At 33.6% G+C, this 14,144-nt stretch carries 12 protein-coding genes; 3 read left to right on the forward strand and 9 right to left on the reverse strand.

Going from position 1 to position 14,144, the window contains the following annotated elements:
* Nucleotides 1–51: 51 nt before the first annotated feature.
* The 5 genes from H7350_RS03555 to H7350_RS03575 form a co-directional block, all read right to left on the reverse strand.
* Nucleotides 52–570: an OmpH/Skp family outer membrane protein gene (locus H7350_RS03555; RefSeq protein WP_204344493.1), complete on the reverse strand. Its 519-nt coding sequence runs from the start codon at nucleotides 568–570 to the stop codon at nucleotides 52–54.
* A 215-nt stretch (nucleotides 571–785) separates the two neighbouring features.
* The gene (locus H7350_RS03560) at nucleotides 786–1,646 is read right to left on the reverse strand and encodes a class I SAM-dependent methyltransferase (protein ID WP_338105756.1); all 861 of its coding nucleotides are present in this window, start codon (nucleotides 1,644–1,646) and stop codon (nucleotides 786–788) included.
* 67 nt (nucleotides 1,647–1,713) lie between these two features.
* Nucleotides 1,714–3,585 carry a tRNA uridine-5-carboxymethylaminomethyl(34) synthesis enzyme MnmG gene (gene mnmG / locus H7350_RS03565; protein ID WP_204344494.1) on the reverse strand — a complete coding sequence of 624 codons (1,872 nt, stop codon included), beginning with the start codon at nucleotides 3,583–3,585 and terminating at the stop codon, nucleotides 1,714–1,716.
* A 77-nt stretch (nucleotides 3,586–3,662) separates the two neighbouring features.
* A complete protein-coding gene (ybeY, locus tag H7350_RS03570; protein WP_204344495.1) occupies nucleotides 3,663–4,073 on the reverse strand; it encodes an rRNA maturation RNase YbeY in 411 nt (136 codons plus the stop codon).
* Entirely contained in the window at nucleotides 4,066–7,533 is a 3,468-nt protein-coding gene (locus H7350_RS03575) for a DUF4175 family protein (RefSeq protein ID WP_204344496.1), read from the reverse strand. Before H7350_RS03575 ends, ybeY begins: the two co-directional genes overlap by 8 nt.
* A 119-nt stretch (nucleotides 7,534–7,652) precedes the next feature.
* Here H7350_RS03575 and H7350_RS03580 point away from each other — a divergent pair, with 119 nt between their 5' ends.
* A complete protein-coding gene (locus tag H7350_RS03580) occupies nucleotides 7,653–8,696 on the forward strand; it encodes an alkane 1-monooxygenase (protein ID WP_204344497.1) in 1,044 nt (347 codons plus the stop codon).
* Nucleotides 8,697–8,748: 52 nt separating this feature from the next.
* Nucleotides 8,749–10,260, forward strand: a complete 1,512-nt coding sequence (gltX, locus tag H7350_RS03585) for a glutamate--tRNA ligase (RefSeq protein ID WP_204344498.1) — start codon at nucleotides 8,749–8,751, stop codon at nucleotides 10,258–10,260.
* A gap of 9 nt (nucleotides 10,261–10,269) precedes the next feature.
* Here the strand turns inward: gltX and H7350_RS03590 are convergent, their stop codons facing one another.
* Nucleotides 10,270–10,953, reverse strand: coding sequence for a porin family protein (locus H7350_RS03590; RefSeq protein WP_204344499.1), 684 nt, complete (start codon nucleotides 10,951–10,953; stop codon nucleotides 10,270–10,272).
* Between the two features lie 79 nt (nucleotides 10,954–11,032).
* Between H7350_RS03590 and H7350_RS03595 the strand changes: the two genes are divergently transcribed.
* A complete protein-coding gene (locus tag H7350_RS03595; RefSeq protein WP_204344500.1) occupies nucleotides 11,033–11,968 on the forward strand; it encodes an SPFH domain-containing protein in 936 nt (311 codons plus the stop codon).
* A 56-nt stretch (nucleotides 11,969–12,024) separates the two neighbouring features.
* Here H7350_RS03595 and H7350_RS03600 read toward each other — a convergent pair whose 3' ends face one another.
* From H7350_RS03600 to H7350_RS03610, 3 genes are all read right to left on the reverse strand, one after another.
* Complete coding sequence (locus H7350_RS03600; RefSeq protein ID WP_204344501.1) at nucleotides 12,025–12,228, reverse strand: hypothetical protein; 204 nt, start codon at nucleotides 12,226–12,228, stop codon at nucleotides 12,025–12,027.
* A 73-nt stretch (nucleotides 12,229–12,301) separates the two neighbouring features.
* The gene (locus H7350_RS03605) at nucleotides 12,302–13,468 is read right to left on the reverse strand and encodes a GNAT family N-acetyltransferase (RefSeq protein WP_204344502.1); all 1,167 of its coding nucleotides are present in this window, start codon (nucleotides 13,466–13,468) and stop codon (nucleotides 12,302–12,304) included.
* Between the two features lie 62 nt (nucleotides 13,469–13,530).
* Complete coding sequence (locus H7350_RS03610; protein ID WP_204344503.1) at nucleotides 13,531–14,010, reverse strand: DUF1761 domain-containing protein; 480 nt, start codon at nucleotides 14,008–14,010, stop codon at nucleotides 13,531–13,533.
* Between the last annotated feature and the right edge of the window lie 134 nt (nucleotides 14,011–14,144).

The following is a 14,144-nucleotide window of genomic DNA, read 5'->3' on the forward strand; positions in this document are numbered from 1 at the left end:
TAAAATTACCGCTCTGTTTTTTTATATAACTGAATATCTGTGCTTTAGATGTTATTCTTTAGCTTTGTACTTCGCGTTAATTGCCTCAATAACCTTATCTGTTATATCGTTTTGTTCTTGACCATACATCACACTTCCAGCTTCATTTTTTCCAAGAATAAAACTATAGCCATTTTTCTTTCCATAATCGGCAACAAAAGTTTTAACATGGCTTATCACTGAATCAATTTCTACATTAAAAGCATCGGTTAAGACTTGTTGCTCTCTTTGTAATTGTTGTTGTAACAATTGTTGTTTCTGACCTAAAGCTTGACCTTGTTCTTGTTGTTTCTTTTGAGAAAGTTTAGACGCATTCACTTGAAAAGATTGTACTTCTAATTGAAATGCTTGACCAATACTATCTGTTCGCTTTTTAAAATCTTCGTCTTTTAATTTGTACTTTGCCTCTACATCAATTTTTTCTTGATACGCATTAATGATTTCACCATTATCTACAAATGCAATTTTTTGTTGTTCTTGACAAGATGCTAAAAGTAGCACTAAACTTAATACGCTTAATATATTTTTCATTTTAGGTTTATTTAATTTCTGCAAATGTATAAAAGTGAATGTATTTTTAACACAAAAACATTGCTATAAATATTTTTTATAGTAATTAGCAGCATCATTTTTAATTTCTATTGAATTCGGGTTTTTTAAAAGACACTTTCTGATTAGAGAATTTATAATTAAACCCATGGCATATAATTTGTATGAGACTCTCTTAAATCGCTTAAAATTAAGTTTTAGTTCTTTTTTATGATATAAATCAAAGATGAGTACTCTCCAGAGCGTTTTGCTTTAACATTAGATAACCAGCCAATCCAAAACGCTTTAAAAGGATTCATAAAACCTTTTTTATATTTTTCAGAAAGTAAGGAAACATAATAGGAATCAAATGTCATAGGAACAATTTTAATAATGCTCATATTTACATTAGAAAATAATTTAGAAATTGCAGTTTTCGAAAAATGCCACAAATGTCTTGGGACATCAAAAGCTGCCCAAAAGTGTTTATAATGATTTGCATCGAAACTTTTAAAATTTGGTACCGCAATAAGTAAAGTTCCATTAGCTTTTAAAAGTGAATTTAAAATGGTTATATGATTATGTAATTCTGGCAAATGTTCAAGCACATGCCAAAGCGTAATGACATCAAAACTGCCTGGTTCAAATTTGAGCAATTGCTCAATATCATAAACAGAATTTTCGGTTTTTTGATTGGCTATCGTTCTTGCATTTTCATTAGGTTCAATTCCAGAAATTGTCCAATTGTCATCTTTTGCGGTTTTTAAAAAATCTCCTGTACCACAGCCAACATCTAAAAGTGTTTTATTTTCAGAATGCAAATCATTAATAAGTTTCAATTTACGTTTTAGCGCAATAGACTTTACAGATTGATAAACTTTCTCAAACAAATTTCGTTTAGCATCAGTATGCGAAATATAATCTTCACTCTTATAATAATCACCTAATCGTGCATCGGAAGGCCTCGGATATGTTTCCAGCATATCCAATTCTTCGTTATATAATAACTGAAATTCTTCACTTGAAACAGAATGATCTTTTACAGTTAAATAGATATTCTTTTTGATTGTAGTACTCACAAATAAGAGTTTGAAATTTATGATTGCTTATATGTTCCACGTGAAACATATAGGATTGGAATCCGAATTATCGACCTAAATATACCAACAATACTGAAACATCTGCTGGAGAAACACCACTAATTCTCGATGCTTGAGAAATCGTAACGGGCTGTATTTTGGTTAATTTTTGAATCGCTTCAGTACTCATAGATTTCAGTTTTGTATAGTCAAAATTATTTGGAATCTTAACATCTTCTAACCTATTAAGTTTGTCGGCATTGTTTTTTTCTTTTTCGATATAACCAGAATATTTTATCTGTATTTCGGTTTGCTCAATGACTTCAGTATCTAAATTGTGCTCTTGAATATAGTTCTCTACAGACTCAATTTTCCGCATGTCTTCTGTGGTAATATTTGGTCTTGAAAACAATTTAAACATCTTATCAGATTGCTTTACTAAAGATGAATTTTTAGATTCTAAAATAGGATTAACCTCTTCTGGTTTGACACTTGTATCTCTAAAAAATTGCACAAAATTATCAGATTGTAACTGTTTTTCCTCCATACGTCTTAGACGTTTTTCACCAGCTAAACCTAAATTATAACCTTTAGGAGTTAATCTAAAGTCGGCATTATCCTGACGGAGTAAAGTTCTATATTCCGCTCGGGACGTAAACATTCTGTAAGGCTCTTCTGTTCCCTTTGTAATTAAATCATCTACTAAAACGCCAATATAAGCTTCATTACGTTTGAGAATAAATTCGTCTTTCTCCCGGACTTTTAATGCGGCATTAATTCCTGCCATCAAGCCTTGAGATGCTGCTTCTTCATATCCTGTTGTTCCGTTAATTTGTCCAGCAAAAAACAAACCATCCACTAATTTCGTTTCTAAAGTATGTTTTAATTGCGTCGGTGGAAAATAATCATATTCGATAGCATAACCAGGTCTAAAAAACTTTACATTTTCAAAACCCGCTACAGATTTTAAAGCTTTATATTGAACGTCTTCTGGTAGCGACGTAGAGAAACCATTTACATATACCTCAACCGTATTCCATCCCTCAGGTTCAACAAACAACTGGTGCCGATCTTTATCTGCAAAGCGGTTTATTTTATCTTCTATTGACGGACAATATCTTGGTCCAGTACTTTGTATTCGACCATTAAACATTGGTGAACGATCAAAACCTTCACGTAGCAAATCATGAACCTCAGGACTTGTATACGTCATATGACATGAGCGTTGCTCCTTTAATGGTTTTATGTGTTCTAAATACGAAAATTTTTCAGGCTGATCATCTCCTGGTTGTTCAATCATTTTTGAATAATCTAAAGATCTACCATCGACTCTTGGAGGTGTACCCGTCTTCATTCTACCAGAATCAAACCCTAAATCGATAAGCTGTTCAGTAATTCCTGTTGCGGCACGTTCACCTGCTCTTCCTCCACCAAAGTTTTTATCACCAATATGAATTAAGCCGTTTAAAAAAGTACCATTAGTTAAAACTACTGTTTTCGATTTAATTTCTAATCCGAGTGATGTTTTAACACCAACAACTTTATGGTTTTCTACCAATAAACCTGAGACCATTTCCTGATAAAAATCTAAATTTTTAGTCTGCTCTAAAAGCAAACGCCAATCTTCAGCAAAACGCATACGATCACTTTGAACTCTCGGACTCCACATAGCTGGTCCTTTAGATTTGTTAAGCATTTTAAACTGGATTGCAGAAGTGTCACTAACAATTCCACTGTAACCACCTAGCGCATCAATTTCTCTTACAATTTGCCCTTTAGCAATTCCTCCCATAGCAGGATTACATGACATTTGAGCAATGTTTTGCAAATTCATTGTAATGAGTAGTGTTTTACTTCCCATATTGGCAGAAGCAGCTGCAGCCTCACTTCCTGCATGGCCAGCTCCAACAACTATAACATCATACTCTTCGTTAAACATACGTTTTGTATTGTTCCACGTGGAACATTAAAGATTTAAATTTTAAGGTTTGCAAATATACGTCAAATCCTTGTATATCAATGCCGCTTATTTAAGTAGTAATTCTCCTTCGTTCGCATGCGGTGGGCATCTTCATCAGTTTTGTCTTTATATCCACAATAATGAAGTACACCATGAATGATTACACGATGTAATTCTTCCGAGAAATCAACGTCATAATCCTTAGCATTATCAACTACGCGTTCAACTGAAATATAAATATCTCCATGTAGTTCTTTTCCGACAGAAAAATCAAAACTAATAATGTCTGTTAACGTGTCGTGATTGAGAAATTCAACATTGAGTTTGTGCAAATAATCGTCATCACAAAAAATATAATTGAGTTCTCCCTCGTTACAGTTTTCGGTTGTTATGGTCTCAGAAATCCACTCTGAAACTTTCGCCTCATTATCGAGTTTAAAATCGGTTTCGTAGTTAAAACTAATCATTAGCTTTTTTAAAATACTCTTGAACTTTCTTTTTATAAATCTGTTGCAAAGGTAATGCTTGGCGATTTAAAATTTCAGTAGTATTAAAATATTCTTTTGCCTTAGGAAGTTGATTAGGAACCGAATTATCGTAAGTCTTATTATTTGTTTCAGATTGACGCTTATTATCTTGCCCTTGCATGAATGTGGCGTTTTCCAGCTTTAATAATTGATGCTGTAAATCCATCATTTTTTGAAGCGTCTGATTAGTGAATCCTTTATTGATGAGATCTAATTCAATCTCTTCCATTTGTTTTAATAATTCTCCTCCAAGACCTTTTTTTCCCTCTTTTCCAAGTCTGTTTTCTAGAGCTTGTCGTAATTGCTGTTGACGTTGGTAAATTTCATAAAGTTCACCATTTTGAGTTTCGCTATCACCTTCACCTTGTCCTTCTCCCTCTCCTTGCTGTTGACCTTCTTTACCTTTTTCACCACCTTTCTTTTTGCCGTTTTCTCCTTCTTCAGAATTTTGACCTTCTCCACTTTCACCGTTTTCTCCATCTTTGGGTTTCTTGCCCTTCTCTCCTTTTTTCATGCCTTCTTCCATCTTTTTATTAAGCTCTTCCTGGCTCATAATAATATCAGGCAGTTGTTCGCCCTGACCTTTACCTTGACCCATAGATGGGTTCATTTGCATGTTCATATTGTCCATCACGTCACTTAAAAAGCTTGCTAATTCGTTCGTAGAAGTAATAGCATATTGTTGAGATGAAATTCCTTGATATATTTGATTTTCAGATAGTTGTGATAAAGATTTGTCGATATTATAAAACACATTGGTGATTTGAGAGTTAACCTGCTCAGAAATAACAGGTTGACGTAAAGACAACGCAAATAAGCTATCGTCTATATGTTCAAAATGTTCGCGTAAATTGTTCTGTTTTCTTAAAAACTTTCCATACTCATTATGATTAACCTCAATACTTTTAAATTGATTCATCAGGTTTTCCTGATCGAAAGAAAACAAAACTAAATTATCTAAAATTTGCCTCAAAACTGCAATGTCTTCTTGCATCTGCTCTCCACCACCCATAGACATCGCCTGAGCCATTTGCTGACTCATTTGCTTCATTTTTTTTGCCGCTTGTTTTTGTTTTTTCTTAGCCTTTTGCTGTCCTTGTTTCGGACTTTGAGGTTCTGATTCCTGATTTTCCTGAGGCTCTTGAGAATCTTGCTCGCCTTGCTGCCCTTCTTGTTCTTTGTCTTTCTCCTCTTGTTTCTCGAGAGCTTCAGTAGCCTCTTTCTGATCTTGCTTTATAGACTCTTCGGTTGGTTTGTCCTGAGGAAGATCCATAGGTTTTTTAAGCTCCTGATTTTCCTTATCCAGATCTTCCATTTCCTTTTGAAACTCTTCAAACTTCTCGTTAAGCTCCTCTTGTGCTTCTTTGGTATTGTTCTCTTTATTTTCTTCAGATAGCTTCTCCTGCTCCTCTGATAAATCTTCAAGTTCCTTTAAGAGTTTTTCAGCTTTCTTCGCCACATAAAAACGCTTAGTCAGTTCTAATAGTTGTTTTAAACTCTTTTCCTTATTCTTGTTTTGTTTTGCTAACTCTTCAAGTTTTTGAGTAAATTCTTCCTTGTTAATCTTATCTTTCATCTTCTCCAACTCATCCAAAAGCTTTTCATCTTCTTTTAACTGCGCTTCATTTTCTTCTAATCGTTTTTGAAGGTCCTCTTTAAATTGATCTTTTTCCTGATCTTCATTCTGAAATTCTTCAATATTTTCTTTTAATTTTTTATTGAAGTTTTTCATTAATTGCTCCTGCTCCTTTTGGCGCTTGATAAAGTTTTCAAACTTCTTTTTATCATTAAAATTGAGCTCTTTCTTTTCCTTTTGAGTTTTAGATAATTCTTTAAGCTCTTTATCTTGCTCTTTAAGTTTGTCAAAGGTTTTACTGATGTCTTTTATCGTTTCGTTTTGTTCTTGCAACTGCTTCTGCTCCTCCTCGTCCTTAGTAAGCTTTCTATAACTAAATACTGAACTTTTTGAACTTTTATAATTATGTATGGCGTCATTATCAAATACCTGAAAATATAATTCGTAATCAACACCTTCCTCTAAATTCAACTGATTAGGAAATGCACTTACAAATTCATCAAAATTGGATTGAGATACAGGCATGCTTTCATACGACTTATCACCTGGATTTTGACTCGGATAATACACTAATTGTAACTTACTCAATCCGTAATCATCACTAACCTGGCCAAAGAAATAAAGCGTTTGATTATCCAATGAATCTTTTTCCATCTTCACATTCATTTCAGGATAACTATCTTTTATAACATTAATAGAAAACGCTAAATTCTCATAATCTTTTAATTGTTCGTTACTTGTACTAATACTATAATCCGTATTATTAAAAATACGTTTTGTCGCCTCAAACTTTCCTTCGGAAATATTCTCAAAAGTCACAGTGTCTTTTGCATATAGAACGACTTCATTTGTGGACTTGGTATTAACCTTCCACGTTACATTAGTACCTTCCGGAATTGTAGAATTACCTGTACTTTTTAAAACCTCATCTTGCTTTTTTGTATAAGCAGGATAATCAAGTACCATTTCAAAATTAACAAGTGTAGGGACTTTAATTATATCTAAATTATAATTTTTAGATAGCACATCATTAGCAGATAAACTAAATGACAGCGCTTCTTTTGGTTGTGCAAATACATACTCAAATTGGCCAGCTGCTGTTTGCTGCATGAAAAAAGACTGGTTATTAAAATGAATTTGTGCATTTTCAGGAACGATATCTCCTGCTGTATTCACAATGACCTTGAAATCTTTGTTTTCTATTGCTTTTAAGTCGTCATTAACCACAAAAAACTGAAAAGGCGCAGGAGGCTCATAAGCTGTGTTATAATTAACAACACGCTCATAACTATCACTAAACCAATTAATTTTCCCTGTTATAAATGATAAAAGTAAAATTGCTACAGGAATTGCAGCATATTTTAAATATTTAGTGTTTTTCTTGAAGTTTACGGCTAATTTGAACGGAATTGGACTTAATTCGGCCGATTTTTGCTCAATACTCGCCTCAAGTAGCTCAGATTGCTGACTGTTTTGACGTAATTGAAGTACGTTTAAAAGTTTATCATTGACTTCAGGGAAATGATTTCCTATAATTTTGGAAGCATCATGATAGTCTATCCCTTTTTGAAGTTTAAATAATTTGGCTAATGGAAACGCTATAAACTTCGAAAATAATGCTAATTCAACCGCTACAAAGACCCAGAATAAAATTGTTCTAGCTGTAGGGTTTAACCATAAAAAATACTCAATAAGTAATGTTGCTATCAGATACAAGAGTCCGATTGCAAAAAACAAAATAGCGCCTTTCATTAATTCATTCGTATAAAAACGCCTAATAAATTGCTCTAATTTACCTTGTATGTGATTAAAATTGTTAGCCATACTTTTAATTAACTCACTAATATAGAATTTATTTTCATCTGTAAATGCCTAAATTTGGTAAGATTCTGTTAATTTCGAGGAGTTGTGTTAAAATAGAGACCATCTCAAAACCATTTTAAATGAAAGATCTCAAATACTTTGCTGCGTATTCTATTCCGTTGGTGGCATGTTTAGGCCTCTATTTTAAAGGTGCATTCGTATTTCTAACACCTATATATGCCTTTATAATGCTTCCGGTTTTAGAACTTATACTTCCTGTAGATTCTACAAACTTATCTTCGGAAGTCGTAGAACATAAATTAAAAAAACAGTTATTTGACTGGTTGTTATATCTCAATCTTCCTATAGTTTATGGTATGTTATTCTTCGGAATATATGAAGCTACAAACACTCCTATTGAAACATACGAATTGGTAGGAATGATCATCTCTGTAGGTATTGTTTTAGGAGTGAATGGTATAAATGTAGCGCACGAATTAGGTCATAGACAACACACCAACGAACGCTTTATTGGAAAAGCACTACTTCTGCCCTCTCAATACATGCACTTTTATATTGAGCATAATTTTGGTCACCATCTTCATGCTGCTACACCTGAAGATCCAGCAACAGCAAAATACAACCAAAGCTTATATTCTTTTTGGTTTACTTCTGTTTTTAGACAATATACAAATGCGTGGAAAATTCAAAAAAAACTCCTAAAAAACAACAAAAAAGGTGCTTTTTCACTAAAAAATGACATGTTTTGGTATGTTTTGCTTCAAATCGGGTTTTTGGCAATTATATTTTATTTCTTTGGAACTATCGGACTTATTTTCACAGTAACTTCAGCCATTGTTGGGTTTTTATTATTAGAAACAGTCAATTATATTGAACATTATGGTTTAACGCGTCTCAAAACAAAATCAGGCCGCTACGAACGGGTTAAAGAAATTCACTCTTGGAATTCTAATCATATTATTGGTAGAATTGTATTGTATGAACTCACAAGACATAGTGATCACCATTATAAATCTTCAAAAAAGTATCAGGTTTTAGATTGCCATGAAGAGAGTCCGCAAATGCCATATGGCTATCCAACATCAATGGTATTGGCTATGGTTCCTCCTCTATGGTTTAAGATTATGAATAAACGCGTACCAAAAGAAATGATTTTAACTTAACTATTTCTATTCCTAAATATCGTTTTATCTTTGCTGTCATAAAATTACGAATATGACCAAACCCGTTCGCGTGCGTTTTGCACCAAGCCCAACAGGACCTTTACATATTGGAGGCGTAAGAACCGCCCTTTTTAACTATCTGTTTGCTAAAAAACATAAGGGAACATTTGTGCTTCGAATTGAAGATACAGACCAAAATCGCTATGTTGAAGGTGCTGAAGATTATATCGTAGCATCCTTAAACTGGTGCGGAATTCCGTTTGATGAAGGTGTTGGAAAGAATGAAAAATTTGGTCCTTATCGACAAAGTGAGCGTAAACATTTGTATAAACAATATGCTGATGACCTTATTGAAAAAGGTCATGCGTATTATGCCTTTGATACAGCAGAAACTTTAGATTTCCACAGAAAAGACCATGAAGCTAAAGGAAAAACCTTTATTTATAATTGGCATAACCGACTCAAATTGAGTAACTCCTTATCGCTTTCTGAAGCAGAGGTCAAAGCAAAACTTGAAGCTGGAGAAGATTATGTTATTCGCTTTAAATCACCTCAAGATGAGACGCTTCATCTGCAAGATATTATACGTGGTCACATAACAATTGATACCAATATTTTAGATGATAAAGTGCTGTTTAAAAGTGACGGGATGCCAACGTATCACTTGGCGAATATTGTTGATGATCATTTGATGGAAATCTCTCATGTGATTCGTGGTGAAGAATGGTTGCCGAGTTTAGCATTGCATTATCAACTTTATAATGCTTTTGGATGGGAAGCGCCTCAATTTGCGCATTTACCACTTATTTTAAAACCAACAGGAAAAGGAAAACTTAGTAAACGTGATGGTGATAAATTAGGCTTTCCAGTGTTTCCGTTGGAGTGGACAGACCCTAAAACTGGTGATGTCTCTAGGGGTTATAAGGAAGACGGTTACTTTGCTGAAGCTATGGTGAATTTCTTAGCTTTTTTAGGCTGGAATCCAGGAACTGAACAAGAGATTTTTAGTGTAGACGAATTGGTTGATGCTTTCGAATTAGAGCGCGTTAACAAAGCGGGAGCGCGTTTTGATCCTGATAAAATCAAGTGGTTTAATCATCACTATATGCAGGAGCAAGATAATTATAACTTGGCTTTAGCTTTTCAAAACATAAAACCAGAGTTAGTTGAAATTGATAGTCAGTACATTGAAATGGTCATTGCCTTGATTAAAGAACGTGCTACATTTGTTGGTGATTTTTGGGATTTGAGCCATTATTTCTTTGTCGCGCCTTCAGAATTTGATGAAAAGGCATTTAAAAAAGCTATAAAAGACGATACCGTAACTATTTTGACTAAAGTTAAGGAGCTTGTTGAAAGCGTTGAGGATTTTACTGTTGAAAACCTTCAAAATACAGTTAAGGGCTGGATTACCTCTAACGATATTGGCTTCGGAAAAGTTATGATGCCATTACGATTAGCACTTGTTGGTGCATTACAAGGTCCTGATGTGTTTGATATCATCTATATGATTGGTAAGACTGAAACCTTAAAGCGGATTGATTATTTGATAGCATCAGCTTAATCTGTGCTCTTAAAATGTAATCATAATTGCAAATGACAACATGTTTTGATGACCTTCAAATTTTTCATAAGCTGGTGTTGTCGTTAGGTTTTGATCGTTGAGCTTATTAAGTATATTGGTAAATCCATAACTATAACTGGCTCTCAATTTAAAATTGCCAATTCCAGCCGATGCACCAATAACACCATTAGCATTAAACTGGGAAATTTCTGAGATATCTTCTGCTAACAAGCTGTCATAACCTTGAATGATATAATTGCTTTGGTTATCTTTTTCAAGTTCTAATTCACTATTATATTGCAATTGTGGACCTAAATCTAATGTGACATTATTACTCAGTAGTTTCACATGTAACATAAAAGCCACCTGAACAGCCATTAGCTTATACTCTATTTGTTCTTGTGTCGTTGCTAATACAGATGGTCGACCAGAAATTTCTAAGTTATTTTGAGAAAACTGCAATCCATAACTCACGGTGTACCATTTATGAGGAATATCGACAGTTGCAATCATACCACCAATGAAACCCGTACCGCTTTTTGTATTAAAATTATCGGTTGCGATATCATATTGAGTTAAACCTCCAATGATTCCAATACCATTTTTAATGGCATAACGCTTGTGCTGAGCAATAGTTGTTGTAACAAAACCGATACAAAGTGCTACTAATATAATAAACTGCTTTTTTTGCATACCCTAAGTGTGTGAATTGAACAAATATAACTTAATTTAGTAATTCATTATTTTCCTAACCATTTAAAAAAAACTTGTTATGGGTCAATTTATTTATATTCCTATTATTTTTTTCGGCTTAATCATCCTGATTTCGTCATTCTTTGTCGTGAAACAACAAACTGCTGCTGTTATAGAGCGTTTTGGTAAATTTCAAAGTATTCGGCACTCTGGTTTACAACTTAAAATTCCGTTAGTAGACAGAATTGCCGGAAAACTTAGTTTAAAAATTCAACAACTCGATGTGATTATCGAGACCAAAACTTTAGACGATGTATTTGTACGTTTAAAAGTATCTGTTCAATATAAAGTTATTAGAGATAAAGTATATGATGCTTTTTATAAGTTAGATTATCCTCATGATCAAATCACCTCTTACGTATTTGATGTGGTTCGTGCTGAAGTACCAAAAATGAGATTAGATGATGTCTTTGTGAAAAAAGATGATATCGCATTGGCAGTAAAAGCCGAATTAAATGACGCGATGATGGAGTATGGTTATGATATCATCAAAACTTTAGTGACTGACATAGATCCAGATGCGCAAGTAAAAGCGGCTATGAACAGAATTAACGCTGCAGACAGAGAAAAAACAGCAGCTCAATTTGAAGGTGATGCTGCTCGTATTTTAATTGTTGAAAAAGCAAAAGCTGAAGCTGAAAGTAAACGTTTACAAGGTCAAGGTATTGCTGATCAGCGTCGAGAAATTGCTCGTGGTTTAGAAGAATCCGTTGAAGTCTTAAATAAAGTGGGTATCAACTCTCAAGAAGCCTCAGCGCTTATTGTTGTAACGCAGCATTATGATACGCTACAAGCTATTGGTGGTGAAACCAACAGCAACTTAATTTTGTTGCCTAATTCACCTCAGGCAGGAAGCAATATGCTAAATGATATGGTAGCGAGTTTTACAGCCAGTAACCAAATTGGTGAGGCTATGAAAAATGCTAAAAAGAAGACCAATAACGACAACGACTAATTTGTGTCTTGATTTAACTATACTAAAAAGCCTTAAAACTTTGTTTTGAGGCTTTTTTAATGTCCTGCTTTATACTTTTTTATCATAGCCTTTAAACCATCCAAATAATCTTGAAGCTCTTTTTCCATCGTCGCATCATTATATGGTTTTGGTAGTGTGCTCCTGGTTTCGTCTAAATATTTTTGAAGTTCTGGATAATCGTCTTGAATTTGACGTGTAACTTTTGATATTTCGGTAAGAATTTGACTTGTCTTGTTCATAATCTTTTAACTTTAAGTGCTTATTAATTTACTTATAAATAGCTGTATTTCAAAGCACTTTAATACAATTTTATCATTGTGACACACCAAAGGGATGACGCTCTTCCCAATCTCTGATAGGGTTGGCGTATTTTACAACCAGTTTTAAAATGGTATTAGCAATGACATTATTGGTATGCTTTAAATAAATGTACATATCATGAGGTTGCGCACCAACAGAACTTTTAATTTCCATGGCTGTTCTTGCAAAAATGACAGTCTTATACTGGTTTGAAATACCATAAAACACCATATCAAATAGCATATTTAAATACATTTGATATTGATGCTGTAAGTCTTGCTTATAGCCTAAAAAATACGTCTCTAGCTTATCGTGATTACGAATTAAAGTATAAAAACCAACAAGGTCATCATTAAGAAAGTACCCGAATACTTTGAAAGTATCCTGAAGCTGTAATTTAAGACTGTAAAAATGATTTTGATGCAATTTAAAGGAGTTAACACCAGCATTATCTGACACGTTTTCATATAATTCATAAAGAGTTTTAGAAAAGGTTTTCACGTCTTGTAGATTAAGTTCTTTACAATGTATATCAGTACATTTTTTTCTGGCGGTTTTGTAGCGCCTACGATACTTTTTATTGAATGCAGACACATAATCTTCAGGAGAATTCCAATCTGGACTCACATCAAAAATCATATTGGGTTGCACCTTGGCTTTGTATAACTTATGACTTCGGAAAAACGATGTACTATGATGAATAGAGTCGTTTTCAAAGTAGTCTTTAAAGCCAATGATTCTTATTTTTTTTCCATAGTTTTTCTTTATCGTGGTCGTGAGTTCTTTTATTCCTTCAGAAATACAATTAAGAAATTCATCTTGCGACAAGGCACTAGAATCAAAGAAAAGTCCGTGCTGACCAGTATGCATAAGGTTTCCGACGATTAAGGCATTACCTTTAACAATTTTTGAAATGAGCATCTTTCCGCAGCGCTTAAAAAACTGATTCGATGTTTTTCGAAACACATCATCGAGATACATTTCCACACGTTGAATAGTAGCAATACCCACTAAACTATCGGAAACAAAAACACCTAAGAAATAAGTAGAAATGTTAGTCGGACTAGAATTTTCTAAAGCCTTTAAAAAAGGTGTTTTTAGAAAAATGTCATCCACATGAAGTTCATCCCATGAATTGGGTAAATCGGCAACCGAGTTATATAGTTTGTAATGTATCAATGCAAAAATAAAGGCTGAAAATTACAATTCTCAACCTTTAATGATGTTAAATAAGTTTAAAATTAAGCGGTCCATCCACTAATAATACTTCCCATTATGGCAAGTGTGACAATCCAGTATCCAGCATTAATAAAAATATATTTCCAGCTCTTACGTTCAAATAATGCATTAATACCAATTATAGGCAGCACCATAAATATACCTGCCATAGCACCATGAAGGGCTCCATGCTTAAACGAACGGTATTTTCCTGCCCATTCTTCCATAAAAGCTTGTGTAGTAGCACCCTCTAATTGTCCTTCGGTCATACCGTAAACTCCTGTTTCATGAACAACTAAAAATATGGTGAAAAAAGCTAATAAAGCTGATAGTAATAATGACACTCCAAAAATGACCGCCATATTAGCGCCTTTCATTTTTTCTTCTGTCATTTCAGCAGCACGCATCCATGCAGTTCCAAATATTTTTGGATTATACCAAATAAAGCCGAGAATAATTGGCACAATAGCAGCAACAAGAATTGCTAAATAATTAGGTTCCATAATGTATTTTGATTAAAGTTAGTGTTATAAATATAGCTTAAAAATGATATAATAGATGTTTTTTTAACGTTTCAGGCTATATTATATATAAAAGAAACCCATAAAATCTCAGCTTTATGAGTTTCCTAATCTAT

Source organism: Psychroserpens algicola (genome assembly GCF_014526325.1).
Classification (GTDB): domain Bacteria; phylum Bacteroidota; class Bacteroidia; order Flavobacteriales; family Flavobacteriaceae; genus Psychroserpens; species Psychroserpens algicola.

Excerpts from the sequence above, each read along its gene's own strand:
- H7350_RS03555 (WP_204344493.1), bottom strand. The coding sequence starts at position 570 with ATGAAAAATATATTAAGCGTATTAAGTTTAGTGCTACTTTTAGCATCT.
- mnmG (WP_204344494.1), bottom strand. The coding sequence starts at position 3,585 with ATGTTTAACGAAGAGTATGATGTTATAGTTGTTGGAGCTGGCCATGCA.
- ybeY (WP_204344495.1), bottom strand. The coding sequence starts at position 4,073 with ATGATTAGTTTTAACTACGAAACCGATTTTAAACTCGATAATGAGGCG.
- H7350_RS03575 (WP_204344496.1), bottom strand. The coding sequence starts at position 7,533 with ATGGCTAACAATTTTAATCACATACAAGGTAAATTAGAGCAATTTATT.
- H7350_RS03580 (WP_204344497.1), top strand. The coding sequence starts at position 7,653 with ATGAAAGATCTCAAATACTTTGCTGCGTATTCTATTCCGTTGGTGGCA.
- gltX (WP_204344498.1), top strand. The coding sequence starts at position 8,749 with ATGACCAAACCCGTTCGCGTGCGTTTTGCACCAAGCCCAACAGGACCT.
- H7350_RS03590 (WP_204344499.1), bottom strand. The coding sequence starts at position 10,953 with ATGCAAAAAAAGCAGTTTATTATATTAGTAGCACTTTGTATCGGTTTT.
- H7350_RS03595 (WP_204344500.1), top strand. The coding sequence starts at position 11,033 with ATGGGTCAATTTATTTATATTCCTATTATTTTTTTCGGCTTAATCATC.
- H7350_RS03600 (WP_204344501.1), bottom strand. The coding sequence starts at position 12,228 with ATGAACAAGACAAGTCAAATTCTTACCGAAATATCAAAAGTTACACGT.
- H7350_RS03610 (WP_204344503.1), bottom strand. The coding sequence starts at position 14,010 with ATGGAACCTAATTATTTAGCAATTCTTGTTGCTGCTATTGTGCCAATT.